The 22,375-nt window shown below is 70.7% G+C and carries 22 protein-coding genes and 1 pseudogene; 15 read left to right on the forward strand and 8 right to left on the reverse strand.

Annotated elements, in window-relative coordinates; genetic code table 11:
- Positions 1–8: 8 nt before the first annotated feature.
- From QE412_RS12090 to QE412_RS12105, 4 genes are all read right to left on the reverse strand, one after another.
- Positions 9–1,286, reverse strand: a complete 1,278-nt coding sequence (locus tag QE412_RS12090) for an FAD-dependent oxidoreductase (RefSeq protein WP_307484022.1) — start codon at positions 1,284–1,286, stop codon at positions 9–11.
- An 82-nt stretch (positions 1,287–1,368) separates the two neighbouring features.
- Entirely contained in the window at positions 1,369–2,373 is a 1,005-nt protein-coding gene (locus QE412_RS12095; protein ID WP_307484026.1) for a glycerate kinase, read from the reverse strand.
- A gap of 9 nt (positions 2,374–2,382) precedes the next feature.
- Positions 2,383–2,763 carry a hypothetical protein gene (locus tag QE412_RS12100; RefSeq protein WP_307484029.1) on the reverse strand — a complete coding sequence of 127 codons (381 nt, stop codon included), beginning with the start codon at positions 2,761–2,763 and terminating at the stop codon, positions 2,383–2,385.
- 278 nt (positions 2,764–3,041) lie between these two features.
- On the reverse strand, positions 3,042–3,314 hold the full coding sequence (locus QE412_RS12105; protein ID WP_307484032.1) for a CBU_0592 family membrane protein: 273 nt from the start codon (positions 3,312–3,314) through the stop codon (positions 3,042–3,044).
- Between the two features lie 638 nt (positions 3,315–3,952).
- Between QE412_RS12105 and purL the strand changes: the two genes are divergently transcribed.
- Both purL and QE412_RS12115 read left to right on the forward strand, forming a co-directional pair.
- A complete protein-coding gene (gene purL, locus QE412_RS12110) occupies positions 3,953–6,295 on the forward strand; it encodes a phosphoribosylformylglycinamidine synthase subunit PurL (RefSeq protein ID WP_307484034.1) in 2,343 nt (780 codons plus the stop codon).
- 72 nt (positions 6,296–6,367) lie between these two features.
- Complete coding sequence (locus QE412_RS12115; RefSeq protein WP_307484037.1) at positions 6,368–6,502, forward strand: hypothetical protein; 135 nt, start codon at positions 6,368–6,370, stop codon at positions 6,500–6,502.
- Positions 6,503–6,620: 118 nt separating this feature from the next.
- On the opposite strand, the gene QE412_RS12120 is transcribed toward QE412_RS12115, so the two are convergent.
- On the reverse strand, positions 6,621–7,697 hold the full coding sequence (locus QE412_RS12120) for an epoxide hydrolase family protein (protein ID WP_307484040.1): 1,077 nt from the start codon (positions 7,695–7,697) through the stop codon (positions 6,621–6,623).
- A 153-nt stretch (positions 7,698–7,850) separates the two neighbouring features.
- Between QE412_RS12120 and QE412_RS12125 the strand changes: the two genes are divergently transcribed.
- Positions 7,851–8,840 carry a hypothetical protein gene (locus QE412_RS12125; RefSeq protein ID WP_307484043.1) on the forward strand — a complete coding sequence of 330 codons (990 nt, stop codon included), beginning with the start codon at positions 7,851–7,853 and terminating at the stop codon, positions 8,838–8,840.
- 33 nt (positions 8,841–8,873) lie between these two features.
- On the forward strand, positions 8,874–9,584 hold the full coding sequence (locus tag QE412_RS12130; RefSeq protein ID WP_307484045.1) for a hypothetical protein: 711 nt from the start codon (positions 8,874–8,876) through the stop codon (positions 9,582–9,584).
- Positions 9,585–9,599: 15 nt separating this feature from the next.
- Here QE412_RS12130 and QE412_RS12135 read toward each other — a convergent pair whose 3' ends face one another.
- Positions 9,600–9,860, reverse strand: a complete 261-nt coding sequence (locus QE412_RS12135) for a DUF3253 domain-containing protein (RefSeq protein ID WP_307484048.1) — start codon at positions 9,858–9,860, stop codon at positions 9,600–9,602.
- 47 nt (positions 9,861–9,907) lie between these two features.
- On the opposite strand from QE412_RS12135, the gene QE412_RS12140 reads away from it, so the two are divergent.
- Positions 9,908–10,654, forward strand: a complete 747-nt coding sequence (locus tag QE412_RS12140; RefSeq protein ID WP_307484050.1) for a YqjF family protein — start codon at positions 9,908–9,910, stop codon at positions 10,652–10,654.
- A 1-nt stretch (position 10,655) separates the two neighbouring features.
- On the opposite strand, the gene QE412_RS12145 is transcribed toward QE412_RS12140, so the two are convergent.
- On the reverse strand, positions 10,656–10,955 hold the full coding sequence (locus tag QE412_RS12145) for a chorismate mutase (protein WP_307484053.1): 300 nt from the start codon (positions 10,953–10,955) through the stop codon (positions 10,656–10,658).
- 80 nt (positions 10,956–11,035) lie between these two features.
- On the opposite strand from QE412_RS12145, the gene QE412_RS12150 reads away from it, so the two are divergent.
- The 10 genes and pseudogenes from QE412_RS12150 to QE412_RS12195 all read left to right on the forward strand — a co-directional run bounded on the left by QE412_RS12150 (position 11,036) and on the right by QE412_RS12195 (position 21,132).
- Positions 11,036–12,160, forward strand: a complete 1,125-nt coding sequence (locus QE412_RS12150; RefSeq protein WP_307484055.1) for an AI-2E family transporter — start codon at positions 11,036–11,038, stop codon at positions 12,158–12,160.
- Between the two features lie 18 nt (positions 12,161–12,178).
- The gene (locus tag QE412_RS12155; protein ID WP_307484058.1) at positions 12,179–13,348 is read left to right on the forward strand and encodes an ROK family transcriptional regulator; all 1,170 of its coding nucleotides are present in this window, start codon (positions 12,179–12,181) and stop codon (positions 13,346–13,348) included.
- 177 nt (positions 13,349–13,525) lie between these two features.
- Entirely contained in the window at positions 13,526–14,785 is a 1,260-nt protein-coding gene (locus QE412_RS12160) for an ABC transporter substrate-binding protein (RefSeq protein WP_307484061.1), read from the forward strand.
- Positions 14,786–14,858: 73 nt separating this feature from the next.
- Positions 14,859–16,136, forward strand: a complete 1,278-nt coding sequence (locus QE412_RS12165; RefSeq protein WP_307484064.1) for an alpha-L-fucosidase — start codon at positions 14,859–14,861, stop codon at positions 16,134–16,136.
- Between the two features lie 14 nt (positions 16,137–16,150).
- Entirely contained in the window at positions 16,151–17,071 is a 921-nt protein-coding gene (locus tag QE412_RS12170) for a carbohydrate ABC transporter permease (protein ID WP_307484067.1), read from the forward strand.
- The gene (locus tag QE412_RS12175; RefSeq protein ID WP_307484070.1) at positions 17,061–18,002 is read left to right on the forward strand and encodes a carbohydrate ABC transporter permease; all 942 of its coding nucleotides are present in this window, start codon (positions 17,061–17,063) and stop codon (positions 18,000–18,002) included. Before QE412_RS12170 ends, QE412_RS12175 begins: the two co-directional genes overlap by 11 nt.
- Before the next feature lie 32 nt (positions 18,003–18,034).
- A pseudogene (locus QE412_RS12180) lies at positions 18,035–18,370 on the forward strand (M81 family metallopeptidase); the annotation flags it as partial.
- Positions 18,279–19,487, forward strand: a complete 1,209-nt coding sequence (locus tag QE412_RS12185; RefSeq protein ID WP_307484072.1) for a M81 family metallopeptidase — start codon at positions 18,279–18,281, stop codon at positions 19,485–19,487. The pseudogene QE412_RS12180 and the gene QE412_RS12185, both read left to right, overlap by 92 nt.
- On the forward strand, positions 19,484–20,212 hold the full coding sequence (locus QE412_RS12190) for a copper homeostasis protein CutC (RefSeq protein ID WP_307484075.1): 729 nt from the start codon (positions 19,484–19,486) through the stop codon (positions 20,210–20,212). The genes QE412_RS12185 and QE412_RS12190 overlap by 4 nt, the downstream gene beginning before the upstream one ends.
- Entirely contained in the window at positions 20,209–21,132 is a 924-nt protein-coding gene (locus QE412_RS12195; protein ID WP_307484077.1) for an ROK family protein, read from the forward strand. The genes QE412_RS12190 and QE412_RS12195 overlap by 4 nt, the downstream gene beginning before the upstream one ends.
- A gap of 43 nt (positions 21,133–21,175) precedes the next feature.
- Here QE412_RS12195 and QE412_RS12200 read toward each other — a convergent pair whose 3' ends face one another.
- A complete protein-coding gene (locus QE412_RS12200) occupies positions 21,176–22,375 on the reverse strand; it encodes a lactonase family protein (protein WP_307484079.1) in 1,200 nt (399 codons plus the stop codon).

Raw genomic sequence — 22,375 nt, forward strand, 5'->3', positions numbered from 1 at the left:
AAGATCGGCTACGCACGAGAACAGCGGGTCGCATCGCGACCAGCGCGTCCGTGCCGCGCCCACCGCGGCGCCCGCTCGGGCCGCGTCCCCACGCCGATGACGAACGCCGGAACCGCGCTCAGCAGCGGCAGACGCCGCAGCAGCACGCCGGCGAACCGCGGCAGCACCGCATCCGTTGCCCCGCGCAGCACCGGCGCGATCACCCGCGCGTGCACGACGCGCTGCGCCATCTGGATCACCACCGTCGGGAACCGCCGCCGCCGCTGCACCCGCGCGAGAACCCGCCCCGAGCGCGGCCCCGCGAGCGCCCCGCGCCGCAGCGGTTTCGCGAGCAGTCGCGCCGTGGCCACGGCATCCTGGATCGCGAGGTTGATGCCCACGCCTCCCGCGGGCGACATCGCGTGCGCGGCATCGCCGATGCACAGCACGCCGTTCGCGTGCCACCGGCGCAGGCGATCGACCCGCACGTCGAGGTGCTTCACGTCGTCCATCGACGCGATCGTGTGCACGTCTTCGGCGAGCTCGGGCAGCAGCTCGGAGACCTGCGCCCGCAGGGCGTCGATGCCGGCGGCGCGGAGCGCGGCATCCGTTCCCTTCCGGCCGATCCATGCGACCTGGACATATCCGCGACGTGGGATGGCGATGCCGATCCGACCTCGGCGGATGCGCGGCAGCAGTGCCTCGGCCAGAGGGCGATCGGTCGTGACGCGGAACCACCAGACGTCGAAGGGAACAGGGAACTCGCGCAGCGGCAGATCGAGCGCGCGGCGCACGACGGACCAGCGTCCGTCGGCGGCGACGGTGAGGTCGGCCCGCACCTCGCCCTCACCGTCCGGCGAGCGGAAGGTCACCCCGTTCACACGATCACCGCCCCGCAGCACGCCCGTGACCTCGTGCTCGCGCAGCAGGGTGAACGTCGGCTCTGCGCGTGCGGCCTCGGCGAGCAGGTCGAGCAGATCCCCCTGCGGGACCATCGCGATATAGGGGTGCGCCGTCCGGAGGCGCGAGAGGTCGGCGAAGACGACGTCCGTCCCGATCGACGTGGGCAGTCGGAACTGGCGCACGTGAGCCTGGGGCAACCGGTCGAACCGGTCGAAGAGCCCGAGATCGTCGAGCAGGCGCAGGGTCGACGGATGCACGGTGTCGCCGCGGAAATCGCGCAAGAAGTCGCGGTGCTTCTCGAGCACGGTGACCCGGATGCCGCCACGCGCGAGCAGCAGACCGAGGACCATGCCGGCGGGTCCACCACCGACGATCACGCACGAGACGGCCCCGCTGTTCGCCATGCGGCCATTGTGCTCCCCGATCCGGGCGCCGGGGGCCGTCGCGGCACGCGGCACCCGGCTGCGCTCGACCCGCCGAACGGCCTCAGCGCCGTGAGGCCGCGAACGCGGCGAGCGCCACCGCGGTCGTCGTCCGCACCGACGCGGGCGGGTTCGCCAGCGCCTCCCGCACCCCCACCGTCTCGACGAGCGATGCCACGTGCTCTCCGGCGACGTCTCGCGAGGCGGCACCGGCGACCACCAGCGCCGGCACTCCGTGGACGGCGGCGAGCGCGATAACGTGCCCGGGGCCTTTGCCCCTCAGAGACGTCTCGTCGAAGGCCCCTTCCCCCGTCAGCACGAGGTCGGCGCCCGCGATCGCCGCGTCGAGATCCCGCACCTCGGCGATGTAGGCGGCCCCGTCGACCAGGTCCGCTCCCGCGGCGTGCAGCGCACCTGACAGGCCACCCGCCGCGCCCGTGCGCGGGACACCTCGCACATCGATGCCGAATCGCGCGGTCCATTCCTCGGCATCCATCGACAGCCGCGCGCCGAGGCGTCGCACCATCTCTGGGTCGGCGCCCTTCTGCGGTCCGAAGACGCGCGCGGCGTCGTCGAAGGTCACGGTGGTGTCGGTGAGCACCGTCACCCACCCCGGCGCGAAGGGCGTACGCTCCCCCAGCGCTTCCATCGCGCCGCGGCCTCCGTCGGTCGTCGCCGAGCCGCCGGCCCCCACGAGCACGCGCGTCGCGCCGGCGTCGAGGGCTCGCGCGATGAGCTCGCCGACGCCGCGACTCGTCGCGTGCCAGGGATCATTGCCGCCGGGGCCACCGGCGAGCACGAGTCCGGATGCCGCGGCCGACTCGATCAAGGCGAGGCCGCCGTCGAGGCGCCAGGCGGCGCGCACGGGCGTGCCGAGCGGTCCGCTCACCTCGTCCACGCGGGTCGCGCCGCCCAGGGAATCGACCGTGCCGTCGCCGCCGTCCGCGATGGGAACGACGTCGAGTCGCGCGTCGGGCCACCGCTCACGGACGGCGGATGCCATGGCATCCGCCGCCTGCCGTGCGGTCAGGGTGCCCTTGAACTTGTCTGGGGCGATGACGACGCGCACCGGGAGGTGTCAGACCTTCGCGCTGATCAGTACACCGCGTTGGCGCAGATCGGCCTCGACCCGCGCGATCGCGTCCTTGTAGACGTTGTGGAGCTTGATCTGCTCGAAGCCGTCGTCACTCCCGCCGCCCGGCTGCAGGATCGGCCGGTGCAGGTCGACCTGCACCGTGCCACCGAGGTCGGTGAACCTCACGTCGAGAACCTCGCGCACATCGTCGTTGTGGGCGCGCAGCCCGAGGAGCACCGTCTTGGCGATACTGCCGTGCGTCGCCCTCCAGTGGTCGTGCTTCTGCTCGATGGCGAAGCCGGCCGCTTCGAGGGCGCTGCGTGCGGCGTCCTGAGCCGCGGCGAGATCGCCCCGGACGACGAACTGGAAAGTGAAGAGGGCCATGGGACGCCTTTCGTTCCGATTCCGCTCAGCCTAGGGTCGCCCCCGCCGGTATGTCGTCGACCGGATGCCACGCGGCGTCGGCGCTCCCGGCACCTGTCCCGCGGTCGACCCGCACCGTGCTGCGGAGATCGTCGACGACACGCCGTGCGAGCGGCATCCCCGCCGGCGTGCTCCGCCTCGACTCCGCAGGACGGCACGGCGACGCCGCCACGTCCGCGGCACCGTCGCCCGGCCGGACCCGGCCGCCGTCCCCCGACGGCGACCGGGCTGAGGCAGGGCTACGACGCGGATGCCACGCGGCGACGCCGCGCGCGCATCCACCTCGCGCAGCCGTACAGGCTGATCAGCAGCCAGAATCCCTCGATCACGGCGGACGAGAGGTTCCAGTGCGCGGCGAGCGAGACGAGCACGAGGATCGACGCGAGGGCGTTGGTCAGCGAGTAGCGCAGCTGTTCGACGCGCACGCGTCCCGCCTGCAGGAGGAAGTAGCTGACGACGACGAGCGAGACACCGACGAGTCCCACGAGGTCGGCAAGGTCGGACGAAGACATGGAAGAGGTTCCTTTTCGGTCACCCGCCTGATCGACGGGAACGCTGAAGATGCGAGCGCCGGATCGGCGGTCGCGCGAGGTCGGGGGCTCGTCAGCGTCCGAAGTCTTCGTACATGCGGGTCACACTAGCCCCGGCACGTCACGAGAACGTTTCGTGGGCGGCCGCCGTCACGGGGCCGTCCCGCGGACTTCGTGAGCGACACGCCCGTGCGCACGGCATCCGGCCGGCGTGTCCCGCCTCTTCTCCGCGGGACGGCCCGCGGGCCGAGGGCGCGTGCTGAACGCCGCCGCGGTCCGACCGCCCGGCGCGGGCGGCCGCCGCCGTTCACGAAGACGTCGACACGATCGTCCGCCGCGCGGGGCTTTCCGGTCTCGGGCTCGTCGTTCCCGACTCGTCCTGAGCGCGAATGCTCCGAGCGAGCGCATTCGCCGGTGGCGACGCTCACAACCTCAGCGATTCGCAGGACTTCGGCCCGGATGCCGGGAACCCGACGGAGGATGTGCACATCACTGAGCGGAGAGCCCCGACCGCCGCCCGGCCCGGCCCCGACCGCCGCGCCGTCCGCCGCCCGGGCATGTCGGGCCACCCAACTAGACTGATCTGCGTCCGGCCCCTGCGATTCTTGGAGCTCAGCCGCGTGACCACCCCGAACCCCTCCGACGCCCGCACGGCTCTCGCCGACACCGTCGAGAACGCGATCGCCACCCCCGAGAAAGTGCAGCCGTACGGCGCCCTCGGCCTCAAGGATGACGAGTACGCCCAGATTCGCGAGATCCTGGGCCGTCGCCCCACCAGCGGTGAGCTGGCGATGTACTCGGTCATGTGGAGCGAGCACTGCTCCTACAAGTCCAGCAAGATCTACCTGCGTCAGTTCGGCCAGAAGGTCAGCGACGAGATGAAGACCCGCCTCATGGTGGGCATGGGCCAGAACGCCGGCGTCGTCGACGTGGGCGACGGCTGGGCGGTCACCTTCAAGGTCGAGTCGCACAACCACCCCAGCTACATCGAGCCGTTCCAGGGTGCCGCGACCGGCGTCGGCGGCATCGTGCGCGACATCATCTCGATGGGCGCGCGCCCCGTCGCCGTCATGGACCAGCTGCGCTTCGGCGCCATCGACCACCCCGACACCCCCCGCGTCGTGCACGGCGTCACCAGCGGCATCTCGTTCTACGGCAACTGCCTCGGCCTGCCGAACATCGGCGGCGAGACGGTGTTCGACGCCGTCTACCAGGGCAACCCGCTCGTCAACGCGCTCGCGGTCGGCGTCATGCGCCACGAAGACATCAAGCTGGCCAACGCCACCGGAGTCGGCAACAAGGTCGTGCTGTTCGGCGCCCGCACGGGCGGCGACGGCATCGGCGGCGCCAGCATCCTGGCATCCGACACCTTCGCCGACGGTGGCCCCACCAAGCGCCCCGCGGTGCAGGTGGGCGACCCGTTCGCCGAGAAGGTGCTCATCGAGTGCTGCCTCGAGCTGTACCGCGACAACCTCGTCGAGGCCATCCAAGACCTCGGCGCTGCGGGCATCTCGTGCGCCACGAGCGAGCTCGCCGCCAACGGTGACAGCGGCATGAAGGTCGAACTGTCGAAGGTGCTGCTGCGCGATCCCTCGCTCACGCCGGAGGAGATCCTCATGTCGGAGTCGCAGGAGCGCATGATGGCGATCGTCGCGCCCGAGAAGCTCGACGCGTTCCTCGCCGTCGTCGGCAAGTGGGACGTCGAGACGAGCGTCCTCGGCGAGGTCACCGGCGACGGCCGCCTCGTCATCGACTGGTACGGCGAGCGCATCGTCGACGTCGACCCTTCGACCGTCGCGGTCGACGGCCCCGTCTACGAGCGCCCCGTCGCCTACCCGACGTGGATCGACGCGCTGAACGACGACACGGCCGCGAAGCTGCCCCGCGCGACGGATGCCGAGACCCTCCGCGAGCAGTTCACGACCCTCGTCGCGAGCCCCAACCTCGCCGACACCTCGTGGATCACCAACCAGTACGACTACTACGTGCTGGGCAACACGGCGCTGAGCTTCCCCGACGACGCCGGCATGATCCGCGTCGACGAAGAGACCGGCCTCGGCTTCGCGATCGCCACCGACTGCAACGGCCGCTACAACCAGCTCGACCCCTACAACGGCGCGAAGCTCGCCCTCGCCGAGGCGTACCGCAACGTCGCCGTCACAGGCGCCGTGCCCACCGCCGTCACCGACTGCCTCAACTTCGGCAGCCCCGAGAACCCCGAGGTCATGTGGCAGTTCAGCCAGGCCGTCGAGGGTCTGAGCGATGGATGCCTCGAGCTCGGCATCCCGGTCACGGGCGGCAACGTGTCGTTCTACAACCAGACGGGTGACCAGCCGATCCACCCGACCCCCGTCGTGGGCGTCCTGGGCATCATCGATGACGTCGCCGCGCGCATCCCGAGCGGCTGGCAGGATGCCGGTGAGAACCTCTACCTGCTCGGAACCACCGCCGACGAGCTCGACGGTTCCCAGTGGGCCGGCACCATCCACGACCACCTCGGCGGCCGTCCGCCGAAGGTCGACCTCGCGCAGGAGCGCAAGCTCGCCGAGCTGCTGCAGGCCGCGGGCTCGCAGTCGCTCGTCTCGAGCGCGCACGACCTGTCGTCGGGCGGTCTGGCCCAGGCCCTCGCCGAGGGCGTTATGCGCTTCGGCGTCGGCGCCCGCGTCTGGCTCACCGAGCTCATGGAGCGCGACGGCGTGGATGCCACCGCTGCCCTCTTCAGCGAGTCGACCGGTCGCGTGCTGGTCAGCGTCCCCCGTGAGGAAGACGTGAAGTTCCGGGGCCTCTGCGACGGCCGCGGCTACCCGGTGCTGCGCATCGGCGTGACCGACGTCGAGCCGGGCACCGAGGCGGCCCTCGAGATCCAAGACGTGTTCACCGTGCCCGTGTCGGAGCTGCGCCGCCTGTCGAACGAGACGCTGCCGGCGGTCTTCGGTCCGACGGTCGCAGAGCCGGTCGCCTGAGGCCACGCGCCCGGCAGCCCGGCGGTCTCGGCCGCCGCGAGAGCAGACCACCCCGACGAGAGGAGACGCGCGATGACCGACGATGACGACATGGCCGTGTTCAGCGACAAGCGCCAACGCCGCGTCAAGATCACCGCGTGGATCGTGATCGGCGCGCTGGTCCTCACCGGTGGCGGCGCCACGGTGATCTCGCTGATCCTGGGCTGAGCCGCACGCCGTCACGCATAAACGCTTTCTGCGCACATAAACGCGGGGTCAACGTGTTTATGCGAGCGAGAAGCGTTTATGCGTGACGTGGCGGCCCGACCAGTCGTCCACTTTGCGCCTACGCGGTCGCGTTCAGCAGCGCCCGCAGATCGGCAGCGAGCATGTCGGGGTGCTCCATCGCGCCGAAGTGACCGCCCGCCGGGAACCGCGTGAATCGCACCGTCGGGTACCACCGCCGAGCGAACGACTCGACACCATGGTCGATGTCGTGCGGGAAGAGCCCGAAGGCGGTGGGCACCGTGACCCGGCCACCGGTCGGCGGGAACCGCCGACGGTCGAAATACACGCGCGCGGCACTACCGGCCGTGCGGGTGAACCAGTGCACCGAGAGGTTCTCGAGGAGCAGGTCGAGCGGGATCCGTTCGAAGACGTCGCCCTCGCCCCACGCTTGGAACTTCTCGAGGTACCAGCTCGCCAGACCGGCCGGCGAGTCGGTGAGCCCGGCGGCCAATGTCTGCGGCTTGGTACGCTGCTCAGCCGCGTAGGCGCCCTCATGACGCTCCCACGCCGCCGCCGCGTCGACCCATTCGCGTTCCTCGTTCGACAGCTGATCGTCGGCTGCGGCGCGCCACAGCGGTACGTCCGACAGATGCAGTCCCGCCACGCGGTCGCGGGCGAGCTGCGCGACCTGATCGGCGATGGCCGTGCCGAGGTCGCCGCCGTGCACCACGAAACGTTCGACGCCGACCTCGTCCACCGCGGCGACGATCCGTTCGGCGTTCCAGCGCGGCCCGCCCGCGTCCCGTGGCGCGGCGTCGCTGAACCCGAAGCCCGGGATGCTCGGAACGATGACGTCGAAGTCGTCGAGGCGGGCCGCCACCTGACGGAAGCGCACGAAGCTGTCGGGCCATCCGTGCACGAGCACGACCGCCGGCGCCCCGACCGTTCCCGAGCGCCAGAGGTGCAGCCGCTCCCCGGGTTCGCCCACGAGAACGTGCTCCTCCGCGCGCAGGCGCTCCTCCACGGCGCCCCAATCGAACACCGCCCACGCGTCGAGCAGTCGCCGCAGGGCCGACGGGCGCGTTCCCCGTGACCAGTCGTCGCCGACATCGTCGGGCCAGCGCGTCATCGCGATCCGGCGGCGGAGGTCGTCGACCTCGTCGGGCGCGGTGCGGGGGTGCAGCCGGGTGATCATGCCCTCACCCTTGCACGCGGCTCTCGCGACGACGACGCGGGAAGTGCCGGAATCCGGCGATTATCCGCCAGCCCTGTCAACGCGCACGGACCGTCGTCTGCGCCTCACGGCTCGCCCGGGCGCTGTGCCGGAAGTCCGACGTAGCATGGGGGCGTGGAACCGCTGGTGATCTTGCTCGCCGAGTGGTGGTGGATCGGCCCCGCGGCGGCCGGTGCGGGCACGCTCGGCTGGATCGGCGTGCGTCAGGCGCGGCGCCAGCGGGCACTGCCCGCGAGTACTACGACCACGGGCGATCGTGCCGCACGCGCGTGGGCATCGCGACCGATGAGCAAGAACGCAGCCCGCCGCCTCGAACTCGACGCCGCGCACCTCGACCTCCTCACGGCGCGGCAGGCCATTGCGCGCGGACGCGCCGACGTCAAGATCGCCGACGCCGAGGTGGTACGCGCTCAGGCCGAGCGGGCGGCATCCCGTGGCTCGTCGGAACATGTCTCCGCTGCACGCGCGCGGCTGGTCGCCGCACAGCACGCGTTGCGCGCCGCCTCCGCCGAGATGCGGGCGCGTCGCGCGGCGGTCAAAGCCGCGCAGGCGATGCTCCCGTCCATCCGCGCGGGCAGCGCCCCGTTGCCGGTGGACCGCCTCCTCGCCGAGCACGACGCGGTGTTGGCCCGCTGGATGGCGTACGAGACCGATCCGGCGCTCGCGATCGACTTCCCGGCGATGTCGGACCCGCGATCCCCCCTCCTCGCCGACTTCCTCCACGCGCACGAGCGTGCGCAATGGCTCCGGCCCGCCTCCGCGCAGACGCGCCTCGAACCCGCCGACTTCCTGGCCTACCGCGACGCGGTCCGCCGCACGGTCAATGCCTTCGATCACGCCGAACGCAGCGCGCGTGGCGGCGACAAGACGCCACCGCCGAGCTTCGACGGTACCGACGCCTGGGGGCGGGTGGCCTCCGAGCTGGCCGAGACCGCGCAACGCGCCCTCGCGCGATCGATGGAGTCGATGGGTCGCACCGCAGCGCGCAACTGGACCGAGCGCAGCGCGAAGCGCGCGCAGAAGAAGAACCCGGATGGCGCCACGGGCGACGGCCCGGTGTGGCCGCCGCCCGCACGCGATCGGCCTCGGCCACCGGCATCCTGAATCCCGCACCACCGACCGGCGTAGCATGACGCCGTGCACGACATCTGGAACTTCGCGGGCAGCTACTGGTGGCTCGTCTTCCCCGTCTTCGGTATGACGATGGGGGCCATCAACGCGCGTGCCAAGCACCGCGAGGTTCAGGCCCGCCGCCGCCACCGCGAGCAGCTCGAACTGATCCGCGCACAGGGCGGCGCGTCGCCCGCTCCGCTCCCCGCGAGCGACGACCAGCAGCGTGTCGTCGACGCCCACGACGCCGTCACCCACCGCTGGCTCGAGTACGAGCTCGACGCGTCGAAACTCATCAGCTATCCCGCCATGAGCGACGGCCGCCAGCCACTGACGGCGGCGTTCCTGCGCGCGAAGAAGGTCGCCGACAATCTGCGCCCGCGGGGCGGCGAGACGCTCGTGCCCGACCGGCTCAAGGAGTACCGCGACGCCGTCACCGACTACGAGGTGGCATTCGACGTCGCCGAACGCGATGCGCGCCGCGTCAAAGACGCCGCCTTCTCGGCGGACGAGCGCAGACGCCTCGACACCGCCAAGCAGTTGCTCACGGTCGCGACCGATCAGGCCGCGACCCCCAGCGAGCGCCAGCTGGCCTACAAACGCGTCCGGGAGGAACTCGATGGCCTCATCTGGCTCTCGGATGAGGCCGTGGTCGAGCTCGAGAAGAAGGTGGCGCTGGAGCTTCCGCGCACGCCCACCGCACCGGCATCCCCTCCTCCCGCCGAACCGGCGGCCTGACGGCCACGGTCGATCTCAGCGCGCCCGGCGTATGCGCACCGGCCCGCGCGCGGTGATCACGTCGACCACCTCACCCCTCTGCGTCACCTCGACCTCACCGAGGCCGACGAGTTCGTGGGCGGCCTCGCGCGCGGCCGGCATGAGATCGCGCCACTGCTCCCCACCGACCGCGCGGGCGGCCTCGGACGGGCAGATCGTCTTGTCGGCGTCGCGGGCGGCGAGCAACTCCCGAATGGATGCCACCAGCCGAGGATCCGCATCAGACGACGAGGTCATATGTCCAGTGTCCCTCCCCCGTTCCGCGTCGGGGTCAGAATGAGCCGGTGATCACCGAGCGCCACGCCCCCGACCTGCCCGGCCGCGCGGTCATCGCGCAGCGCTGGAGCCGCGCCGTGTTCGTGCACTGGCGCGTCGATCCGGCGCAGGTCGCACCGGTGCTACCGCCGGGAACGCGCCCCGACGTGCACGACGGCTCGGCCTGGGTCGGGCTCGTGCCCTTCGTCCTGAGCGAGTTCCGCTTTCTCCCGCTGCCGCCCGTGCCCCTGCTCGGCACGTTCACCGAGATCAACGTGCGCATCTACGCCGTCGACGAGGCCGGTCGCCGCGGGGTCGTGTTCCGCACGCTCGAGGCTGAGCACCTCGCCCCGGTGCTGGTGGCGCGCGCGCTGTTCGGCCTGCCCTACCGGTGGGCGCGCGCCGGGGTACGCACCGACGGCGCACGGATCGAGTTCCGCTCCCGGCGCCACGGGGCACGGCATCCCGGCACACGGGTGCGCGCCACTCTCGGCACCGCTGCGGTCGACACCCCGCTGTCGCGCTTCCTGACGGCCCGCTGGGGCTTTCACGAACGCCACCTCGGCCGCACCATCTGGGCCGCCAACAGCCACGAGCCCTGGCCGTTGGTCGAGGCGGAGCTCGAGGAGCTCGACGATGAACTCGTCGCCGATGCCGGGTTCCCAGGCCTCGCCCGACGCGCGCCGGATTCGGTGCTGGCGATGCCGGCACGGCATCCGGGGTTCGTCACGCGCTTCACGCGCGCCCGCGCGATCGCCCCGCGCGCCGACGCGTAGGTCAGTCGGGCTGCGCCGCCGCGTTGCGGTGGTGGCGGATGACCTCGGCGACGACGAAGTTGAACCACTTCTCGGCGAACACGGGGTCGAGATCGGCGTCTTCGGCGAGACGCATGAGCCGGGCGATCTGCTGCTCTTCGCGCTGCGGGTCGGATGCCGGCATCCCATGCTTCGCCTTGAGAAGCCCGACCTGCTTGGTGCAGTGGAATCGCTCGGCGAGCAGGAAGATGAGGGCGGCGTCGATGTTGTCGATGCTGCCGCGCAGTCCCTGCAGGATCGTCGTGGGGTCGGCGTCCGTCATGTGTCCTCCCGAATCGCTCCGAGACTACCGCGGGATGCCGCGAACGGTCGGCGCTGTCAGCGGCCCCCTACAGTGTGAGCATGAGCCGATCGACACGTCCCGACCCCACCTCCGAAGGGGCGGAGGCGGGCGCCCCGACCTCGCGTGACCGTCCGGTGTGGTCGGCGATCTCCCGTCCGTACGCGGCGGGCTTCTTCTTGACCCTCGGCGGCCTCACGGCTCTGCTCCTGGGGGCCGCGCTGTCGAACCTGTCGACGGTGCTCATCTACATCGCCATTGCGCTGTTCGTCGCCCTCGCCCTCGATCCGCTCGTGCGCCTGCTCGTGCGTCGCGGAATCTCGCGCGCGTGGGCGATCGTCATCGTGTTCGGCGGCCTGGCCGTGATCCTCGCGACGGCGCTGTGGCTGCTGATCCCGCCGGTGGTGCGGCAGGTGGAGCAGTTCGTCGGCGACATCCCCACCTTCGTGAACGACCTCATCGACAGCGACGCGGTGCGGTGGGTCGAGACGAACTTCGGCGACAGCCTGGGCGACGTGCTGAAAGAAGTGCAGAGCTTCGTCACCAACCCCACGAACATCGCCGCGATCGGCGGCGGGCTGCTGCAGGTCGGCATCACGATCGGGACGTTCATCTCGGGCGCGATCATCGTGCTCGTGCTGAGCCTGTACTTCCTGGCGGCACTGCCGCGGATGAAGAACAGCCTCGTGCGCCTCACACCGGCCCGAAGTCGAGCGACGGTTTCCGACATGACGGGGCAGATCACCGACTCGGTGGGCGGCTACCTCGCCGGAATGGTGGTCCTGGCGTTGTGCAACGCGGTGTTCGCGTTCATCGTGCTGACGATCCTGCAGCAGCCGTTCGCGGCCCTGCTGGCGGCCCTCGCCTTCGGCATCACCCTCATCCCGCTGGTCGGCTCGGTGCTCTTCTGGGCGACCGCGACGGTGTTCACCCTGATCGTCAGCCCCACGTCGGGTCTGATCTTCGCCATCGTCTACTTGATCTATATGCAGATTGAGGCATACCTCCTCACGCCCCGCGTGATGAATCGCACGATCTCGGTACCGGGGTCGCTCGTGGTCATCGGAGCGCTCGTCGGCGGGACGCTGCTCGGACTCCTCGGCGCCCTGGTCGCGATCCCGGTGACGGCCTCGGTCCTGCTGATCGTCAAGCAGATCGTCATCCCGCGACAGGATGCCAAGAAGTAGCCGGATGCGACGTCACGCATGAGCGCCCCCTACCCGCACCTCGCATCGACGGGCGGCGTGTTCTCACTCATCCGCGACGGCCTCGCCCGCTCTCGCTCGGAGCTCTCGCGCCTGACCGGCCTCGCCCCGTCCACGATCACGCTGCGCGTCGACGAGCTGCTCGCCCTCGGAGTGATCGAGGAGGCCGGCGAGACCGCCTCCCGCGGTGGGCGTCGACCGCGCGGCCTCGCCCTTGCGCGCGACGGGCGCGTCATCGCCGGCATCGACCTCGGCACCACGCACGCCACGATCATCCTCGAAGACCTTCGCGGCACGCGCGTCGCTCGTCACCGGATGAGTCTCGACATCACTCGCGCACCCGAGGTGGTGCTGCGCGGCCTGCACCGCGAGGTGCTCGCCCTCGTCGAGGCTGCACCCGAGTCCGTCGCGCTCGCCGGCATCGGTCTCGCCGTGCCCGGGCCGGTGAGCGTGCCCGACGGCCGGATCATCTCGCCGTCGCGGATGCCGGGATGGAACGGCATCGATGCGTCGGCGATCCTCGGCGGCATGGCGGGCGTGCCGGTGCGATGCGAGAACGACGCGAACGCGATGGCGCTCGGCGAGCACATCGCCGACGGGCGGCGGTCGTCCGACATGCTCGTGGTGAAGGCGGGCTCCAGCATCGGCGTGGGCATCATCGCCGGCGGCTCGCTGTACCGCGGAGCGACGGGCGTGGCCGGTGACATCACGCACATCGCGGTCCCTGGCTCGACGGTGGTGTGCGTGTGCGGCCGCGTGGGCTGCCTCGATACCGTCGCCGGTGGACGGGCGATCGGTGCGGCGATGACGGCTGGCGGCACCCGCGTGGACGACGTCGCGCAACTCGCCGATCTCGCTCGCGACGGCCATCCGCTCGCCACCCGCCTGCTGCGGGAGGCGGGCGTGCGCACGGGCAGCGTTCTCGCGACCATCGTGGGCTTCTTCAATCCCGAACGTCTGGTGCTCGGAGGCATCATCGCCACCACCGACGCGTTCGTCGCGGGGGTGCGCTCGAGCATCTACGACCTCTGCCTGCCCCTGTCGACGGCGTCGCTCGACGTGGCGGCATCGCTGCAGGGATGGGACATCGGTGCGCGCGGGGCGGCTCTGCTCGTGCGCGATGAGCTGCTGTCGGCGGCGTCCATCGACGCTCTCCTTCGCGCGCGCTGACTTACTTCAAAACTTGAAGTCAAAATAGCGACTTTGTCCGATCTGTGTAAATCCTCCGTTACGGGCCGAAATTTCGAGGCGTCTCGCCCTTAGCCTCCCCCCCAAGCCCCATTCATCCGATGTCTCACGGGCTGACAGCCGGACCCGAATCCGCAGCCCGCACCCGAGAGGAACCTCATGAACACGAAACGGATCGCCCTCGCCGGCATCCTCACCGTCACGGCGCTGGGCTTCACGGCCTGCGCATCCGGCGGCGGAGCGGCCGACGGCGGCAAGACCACGATCGTCTGGAACATGTGGGCCGGTGACACCGCGTCCGAACAGAAGCTCAAGGACCAGATGGCCGAAGCTCAGAAGCTCGTCGGCGACGACATCACCATCGAACTGCAGACGGCGCCGTGGGCGGACTACTTCACCAAACTCAATGCCAACATGGCATCGGGCAAGGTCGCCTGCGTGACCGGAATGAACGGCCAGCGCCTGGCCGGCTACACCGAGGTCTTCGACGAGCTCACCGACGGCGACCTCTCCACCATGGGCATCTCGCGCGACGCGTACAACCCGGGCGCCCTCAGCGTCATGGAGAACGGCGGCAAGCTCTACGGCCTCCCGTACGACACCGCGGCGATGCTGCTGTTCTACAACGCCGACCTGTTCGCCAAGGCCGGGGCGCCGGTGCCGAGCAACGACTGGACGATCGACGACTTCGAGAAGGCGGCGAGCGAGATCACCGCCAAGGCCGGCGCGAAGGGCTTCGCGGTCTCGGTCGACGAGTTCCAGTGGCTCTCGCTTCCGATGGCCGAGACCGGGCGGCAGCCCGTCGACGACTCGGGTGCGCTCGACCTCACGAACTCCAGCTTCGTCGAGGCGGCCACCCGCTACGGCGACCTCGTCACCAAGCTCGGCGTGTCCGATGCGGTGCCCTCCGCCTCGGACTCGGCGTGGACGACGACGCAGTTCCAGAACGGCAAGGCCGCGATGATCATCGAGGGCACCTGGATGGCATCCACGCTCACCTCCGCCGACCTGGGCTTCTCGGCCGGGGCCGTGCGTATCCCGCAGGGCGCGAAGGGCGCCTACGGCGTCGCCCTCGGTTCGGGCTACGGCATCGCCGCGAACTGCGAGAACAAAGAGGCCGCGCTCAAGGTGCTCGGTGCCCTCTCCAGCCCGCAGGTGCAGTCGGTCATCGCGCAGCAGGGCGGATTCCCGGCTCAGCTGGCGAGCCAGCCTGAGTTCTTCACGGCTCTGCCCGATGCCACGCGCGACAACCTGAAGCAGGCCTTCACCGCCGCATTCGACGGAGCCGTGGCGCAGCGTGTCACCGAGCAGTGGACCCAGGTGGCGACCGCCATGCCGAACGAGCTCGTGAGCGTCTACACCGGGCAGGCGACCATGTCGTCGGTGCTCGAGAACCTCGAGTCGCGCTTCGGCAAGTGACCCATGACGGGAGGCGGCGCCGCCGGCGCCGCCTCCCCTTCGCCCCTTCCCCCTCGTCCCGCAGGAGCACCCCATGTCCGCCAGCCGCACCGACTGGTTCGTCCACGACCGCTTCGGAGTGTTCATCCACTTCGGCCTCTACAGCGTCGCGGCCCGCCACGAATGGGTCCAGAACTACGAGCGCATCGAGCCCGCAGACTATGCGCGGTACGCGCGCTTCTTCGATCCCGACCTGTTCGACGCGCGCAGCCTCGCCCGACAGGCTCGCCAGTGCGGAGCGCGGTACGTCGTGCTGACCGCGAAACACCACGAGGGCTTCTGCCTCTGGAACACGGCGACGACCCCGTTCAACGCCGTCGAAACCTGCGGGCGAGACCTCGTGCGCGAGTACGTCGATGCCCTGCGTGCCGAAGGGCTGCGCGTGGGCCTCTACTTCTCTCTGCTCGACTGGTCGCACCCCCACTACACGATCGACCGGCACCACCCGCAACGCGGCTTCGCCGATGTCGCCGAACGCAACGCCGCGCGCGACATGTCCGTCTATCGCGCCTACCTGCACGCCCAGGTGCGCGAACTTCTCACCGACTACGGCCCACTGGACTACCTGTTCTTCGACTTCACCGAGCCCGCCGAAGAAGACGGCCTCCCCGGCAAGTCGCCCGAGGACTGGGACGCCGAGACCCTGCTCGCGATGTGCCGCGAGCTGCAGCCCGACATGATGGTCAACGACCGACTCGGCATCCCGGCCGACCTCGTCACGCCCGAGCAATATCAGCCCGTGCGTCCGTTCGAGCGCGACGGCATCCCCCTGGTGTGGGAGGCCTGCCAGACGATCAACGGCAGCTGGGGATACCACCGCGACAACCACGACAGCAAGAGTGCGGCCCTCCTGGTCCGCATGCTCGCCAGTTCGGTCGCGCTCGGGGGCAACCTGCTGCTGAACGTCGGTCCCACCGGGCGCGGCGAGATCGCCCCGCGCGACGCCGCGCTGCTGTCGGCGGTGGGCGAGTGGATGACCCGGCACGCGGATGCCATCCGCGGTGCGGCCGCGTCGTCGTTCACCGCCCCGTCGGGCGTCGTCTACACACAGCGCGCAGACCGCCTCTACGTCCACCTCTTCGACTGGCCGTTCGGACTGTTGCACCTGCCCGACCTCGCCGATCGCGTGGAGTTCGCGCGATTCCTCGACGACGGTTCGGAGGTGCTGTTCGAGAACATCCCCGCAGACCAGGAGGCTTTCAACCTCCAGCCCGCGGCGCCGGAGCCGGGAACACTCACGCTGAGGCTGCCCGTGCAGCCACCCGCGGTGGCGCTGCCCGTGATCGAGCTGCGACTGCGGGCCTCATCATGAAGAAAGGCCTCCGGATGCGCTCCGAGTCATCCATCGCGCCGCGTCGGCGCCGCAGCTCCTTGGAGACGAGGGAGCGACGTCAGGCGCTCGGCTTCATCACCCCCGCCGTGCTCGGACTGGCCGTCTTCACGGTGCTCCCCGTGGGGCTCGCGATCGTGATGAGCCTGTTCGACTGGCCCATCTTCGGCAAGCGCACGTTCGTCGGCTTCGACAACTACGTGAAGCTGCTCACCTCGTCGCCGGACTTCTGGCCGGCGCTGCGCAACACCGCGGTGTTCACGTTGCTGTACGTCCCGCTGAACCTGATCGTCGCGTTGGGGCTCTCGCTTCTGCTCGGGCCGCGCATCCGCGGGCGCGCGGTGTTCCGCGTGCTCTTCTTCATCCCGGTGGTGACGCCCATCGTCGCGAGTGCGCTCATCTGGCGTCTCGTCCTCCAGCCGGACGGCCTGCTCAACGGCATGTCGACGTCGCTGTTCGGATGGGAGCTGCCGAACTTCCTCGTCGACCAGAACTGGGCGATGCTCGCCGTCGTCGCCATGAGCGTCTGGGCCGGCATGGGTTACAACATGCTCGTGCTCACTGCCGCGCTCGAGCAGGTTCCGACCTCGGTCGTCGAAGCCGCCCAGATCGACGGAGCTCGCGGCATCCGTCTCGTCTGGCAGGTGATCATCCCGCTCATCTCGCCCGCCATCTTCTTCGCCGCGGTCATGACGATCATCTCGTCGATGCAGGTGTTCGCCCAGCCGCAGCTGCTCACCGGTGGCGGCCCGGGCACGTCCACCGTTCCGCTGGTCATGTTCATCTACAACACCGGCTTCAAGTTCCAAGACCTGGGTCTGGCCGCCGCAGGCGCATGGCTCCTTTTCGTCATCATCATCGGCATCACGGCGCTGCAGTTCCGGGCGCAGAAGAGGTGGGTGCACTATGAGCACTGAGACCCTGCGACAGGCCCCCCGCGCGGTCCCTCTGTCGCCCGCGACCACGGTCGACGGCCCGCGGGGCGGACGGCGAGGACGACGCCGCGGTCAGCCTGCCGCCCGCGGCGAGCGCTTCGGGCTCGTCGCCGCCTACGTCGCGGTGATCGTCGCCGCCGCGGTGTTCGCGGCTCCCTTGATCTACGCGTTCTTCTCCGCCCTGAAGCCCTCGAACGAGGTGCTGCTGGCCCCACCGACACTCATCGGCAGCGAGGTGCGCTGGCAGAACTTCCTCGAGGTGTTCAGCTTCGCGCCCTTCACGACCTACATCGCGAACTCGTTCATCGTGTCGGTCGCCGGCGTCGTGGTCGTGCTGGCGGTCTCGGCGACGGCGGGCTACGCCTTCGGGCGCCTGCGTTGGCCGGGGCGCGACATCGTGTTCGTGCTGTTCCTGGGCACGCTGATGGTGCCGCAGGAAGTGCTCGTCATCCCCATGTTCGTCGTGATGCAGTGGTTCGGCTGGGTCGACACGTATCAGTCGCTCATCTTCCCGTGGGCCTTCACCGCCTTCGGGACGTTCCTGATGCGGCAGTTCTACCGCGGCATCCCGTTCGAGCTCGAGGAGGCCGCGCGCATGGACGGCGCGGGGCCGGTGCGCACCTTCTTCCAGGTGATCCTGCCGCTGGCCGGGTCCGCCCTCGCGGTGCTGGCGGTGTTCACCTTCCTCAACTACTGGAACAGCTACCTGTGGCCGCTCGTGACCGTCAACGACTACGCATCGCTCGGAACGCTGCCCATCGGGTTGGCGAGCTTCGCCACGCAGACCGGCACCCGATGGGACCTGCAGATGGCGGCAACGATCATCTCCATGATCCCGACGACGATCCTGGTGATCGCGCTGCAGAAGCACCTCGTGAAGGGCATCGCGACCTCGGGGCTGGGGGGACGATGATCGGCCGACTCCCCCGGATCGCCATCGTCGGGATGGCGATCGAATCCAGCGCCTATGCGGCCCACCGTGCGGGGTACGCCGACTTCGCCGTGCTCAGCGACGCTCAGGTGCTCACGCGCTACGCCTTCCTGGCCTCGGGCACGCCGCTGGGCGACGCCGCCGAGTGGATCGGCGTCTTCTACGCGCGCTCGATCCCGGGCGGCCAGGTGCGACCCGATGTCTACCACGACTTCCGCGCGCGCATCACCGCGGGTCTCGCCGACATCGGCGACGTGGATGCCGTGTACCTCGACGTGCACGGAGCGATGGGCGTCGAGGGGATGGACGACGCGGAAGGCGACCTGGTGCAGGCCGTGCGCGCGGTCATCGGCGCCGAGCCCCTCATCGCTGCCCCCATGGATCTGCACGGCAACGTCTCGGAGCGCTTCGCACGCGCCGTCCGTCGACCTGCCGACGTGCTTTCGCCTCGCACCCCACGAGGACGCCGACGAGACGCGAGAGCGCGCGGCGCGGACGCTTCTCGAGTGGATCGGACGCGACCAGCGCCCCGCCCGCGCCTGGGTGCGGGTTCCGATCCTGCTGCCCGGCGAGAAGACGTCCACCCGCGTGGAACCGGCGCGTCGGCTGTACGCGCGGCTCGCCGACGTCGAAGAGGTGCCCGGGGTGACCGACGCCTCGATCTGGATCGGCTACGCCTGGGCCGACGAACCGCGCTGCCGCGCGACGGTCATCGTCAGCGGCTCCGACACCGGGGTGATCACCGCGCAGGCCGAGGCACTCGCGCGTGCGCTGTGGGATGCGCGTGAGGAGTTCTCGTTCGTGGGGCCGCCCGGCTCGCTCGCCGACGCCGTCTCGGCGGCGCTCGCGCACCGGGCCGCCGGTGGCGCACGGCCGTACCTGGTGAGCGATTCCGGCGACAACCCGGGAGCGGGCGGGTCGGGTGACGTGACGTGGACGCTGCACGAGCTGCTCCGCGACGAGCGGCTCACGCATTCCGACGACGGCCTGACGGTGGCGGTGGCGTCGATCTTCGACGCCGACGCCGTCGCCTCACTGGACGAGACTCCAGTCGGGTCGCCGGTCGACATCGAGGCCGGTGCGCGCGTCGACGCCCGCGTGAGCGGTCCCGTCCGTATCGCAGGGGTGCTCCTCGGTCGATACGACGATCCCGTCGCCGGGTGCGTCGTGGTCGTCGGTGTCGGCGCGCTGCGGGTGATCGTGACCGAGCGCCGCAAGGCGTTCCACGCCGTCGGCGACTTCCTCGCGATCGGAATCGATCCGCGAGAGATGGATGTGATCGTGACGAAGATCGGCTATCTCGAGCCCACGCTCTACGACATCGCCGCCGGCTGGACCTTGGCACTGACCCCGGGGCCGGTCGACCAGGACCTCGGCCGTCTCGGACACCACCGCATCGAAAGACCCATGTTCCCCTTCGACGCCTTCGACGCCGAGCCCGCGATGACGGCGACGGTGCTGCGATGACGGCGTTCGAACTGGCCGTCCAGGACGCCGCCGGCATCCGAGTCGCCGCCGACCTGGGCGTCGATCGCATCGAACTGTGCTCCGCCCTCCCGCTCGGGGGGCTCACACCCTCGGTCGGCCTGATCACCGCGGCCGTCGCATCCGGCGTCGCCGTGCACGTGCTCGTGCGTCCTCGCGGCGGCGACTTCGAGTACGACGACGATGAACGCGCCGTGATCGTCGACGATGTTCGGTGGGCTCGGGCGCACGGCGCCGCGGGGGTCGTCGTGGGTGGGCTGCGCGACGGTCGGGTCGACGAGGGTCTCATCGCCCGGGTCACCGACGCCGCCGACGGCGGAGCCGTCACCTTCCACCGCGCGTTCGACAACCTGGTCGACCTCGCGTCCGGTCTCGATCGCCTTCGCGGGCTGGGGGTGACGCGCGTGCTCACCTCGGGCGGAGCCGCGCGGGCCGACGAGGCGCTCCCCGTGCTGCGGCAGCTGGTCGCGCAGGCCGATCACGGCATCGAGATCATGGCGGGCAGTGGCGTCCGATCCGACAACGTGACGCGAATCGTCGCGACCGGCGTCGACGCCGTGCACGCGTCCGCCAAGCACGCGGTGGCCGGGCGGCCGGGCGTCTCGCTCGGTTCCGCGGCGACCGACGGCGGGGGGCACGAGAGCGTGGACGCCGACGAGGCGCGTCGACTGGTCGGCATCCTGCGCGCGACGAAAGACACGAGATGACTCTCCTGCTCGGCGTGGACAACGGGGGTACCCGAGTCAAGCTGCTTCTCGCGCGCGACGCGGGCGGTCGCCTCGAGCACGTCCGCACGGCCGACGCGCCGACGCCGCGAGGAATCGGCGCAATGGACGAACTCGCGGCGATCACCCGGGGCTTCCTCGGCGACGATCGCGCCGACGCGTTCGGTATCACCGTGGCCGGCATCTTCGACGAGGCATCCGGCGCGGTCGTCACCAGCGCGAACATGCGATGGCTCGAGGGACTGGCCCCCGCTCGGGAGTTGTCCGATCGACTCGGCATCCCCGGCGTCGTCGTGCAAGACGGTGTCGCGACCGCGATCGCCGAAGCGGTGCTCGGCGCCGGGCGCGGCGCCGACGACGTGTTCGTGCTGGCACTGGGCACGGGCATCGCGGGCGCCCACGTGGTCGACGGCGCCGTGCGCAAGGGCGCCCATGGAGGCGCGGGCGAGATCGGACACATCGCCACCGGGCGCGGCGAGAAGTGCACGTGTGGGCAGTCGGGGTGCCTCGAGTCGCTGCTGGGCGGGACTCGTCTCGGTGCGCGCTGGGATCGCGCCCGCGGCGTGCACGCGCAGTCGACCGCCGTCGATGTGGTGCACGGTGCCGAGAGGGGCGACGAGAGCGCACGAGCCGTTCTCGATGAGGCGACCTCGGCGCTGGCCAACGGTCTGCTGAGCGTCATGGCCATGATCGACCCGGGGGTCATCGTGATCGGCGGCGGCCTGTCGAACTCGCCGGAGTGGATCATCGATCCGGCCGTCGACAAGGCCCGTCGGCAAGCGACCTTTCACGCGATTCCTCCCATCGTCCGCGCGGAACTCGGTTCGTGGGCGGGCGCGTGGGGCGCGGTGCTCGCCGCGGAACAGCGGGTGGGCGACGCGCTTCGACTCGAACACACCTGAGAGGCGCGAACGTCACAGCCGGAACGGCGTCAACGCACCGGCGTCAGCGCACCGGCAGCAGACGCGTCGGCGACGGCGAGGGCGTGCGATGGCGCACACGGCCCGGGATGCCGGTACGCGCGTCGAGCGGCAGCGAGACGACCTCGTCGGCGAGCTGCCCCGCCACCAGCAGTGTGTCGTCGACGACGACGTGGTGGCGCGGCCAGTGGGTGCCCGTCTCGGCGAGCGCCGTCAGCTGAAGCGCCTCGCCCGCACCGCGCACCGACAGCACGCCGACCGTGTCGCTTCCGCGCACACCGGCGTACAGCGTCGCTCCGTCGCGGCCGGCGCACAGTTCGGCGGCGGTGTCGCCGTCGAGGGTTCCGACGAGGGACTGACCCGAGACGATGCTCCATCGTCCGGCGACGTCGGCCGCCAACACGAAAACCTCGCGGCTGAGCTCGGTCACGACGTACAGGTGCCCCGAGGGATGCCACAGACCGTGGCGCGGACCACTGCCTCTCGGCATCGCCACCTCGTGGACCAGCCGGAGACCAGACGCGCCCGAACGCCAGAACCGCACCAGGTCGAGACCCATGTCGGTGGTGGCGAGGAGTCCGCCCGGGAGGAAGATCGCCTGGTGCGCCCGCGATACCCGTTCGCCCGCGGCGGCCTCTTCCGACTCGGCGTCGGTCTCGGGCACCTCGTCGTAGGCGGGGATCAGGTGACCGAATTCCGCCCCCGCTGCGTCACGCAGCGCCCGTGCCGCGGCGGCCAGGTCGGGGACGACAGCGCCCGAGACCCGCGCACCCGTCGAGACCGCCTCGGTCCCGGGCTCTGACGCGTAGGGGTCGTGCGCCTCGGCCGCGATCCGCGGGCTCGACGGCCGACCCGCGGCGTCGAGGTCGATCCGCACGACGCGGCCGTCGCCCCAGCAGCTCGCGACGAGGTGCGAGGCGTCGGGCGCGACCGCCACGTGGCACACCGCGGCGCCGGCTTCGACGGGCGCCCCCACCGCGGTCAGTCTCGTCTCGGCGGTCCGACGGTACGCCTGCACCGTGCCGTCGGCCTCGAGGGCGCCGTAGAGCAGGTCGAGCGCGGGATGAGCGACGATCCACGACGCCGAGCCCGGGGCTGCGACGGCGGTGCCCACCATGCCGAGTGGCCCCGAGGCACCCGGGGAGTCGAGGTCGCCGGCCTGCAGCAGGCCGATTCCTTCGGCCGACCCGGCGTCGGGAGCGTAGGCGCCGACCCAGAACCGCAC

Origin of the sequence: Microbacterium trichothecenolyticum, from assembly GCF_030818955.1 — a bacterium.
Taxonomy (GTDB): Bacteria; Actinomycetota; Actinomycetes; order Actinomycetales; family Microbacteriaceae; genus Microbacterium; species Microbacterium trichothecenolyticum_B.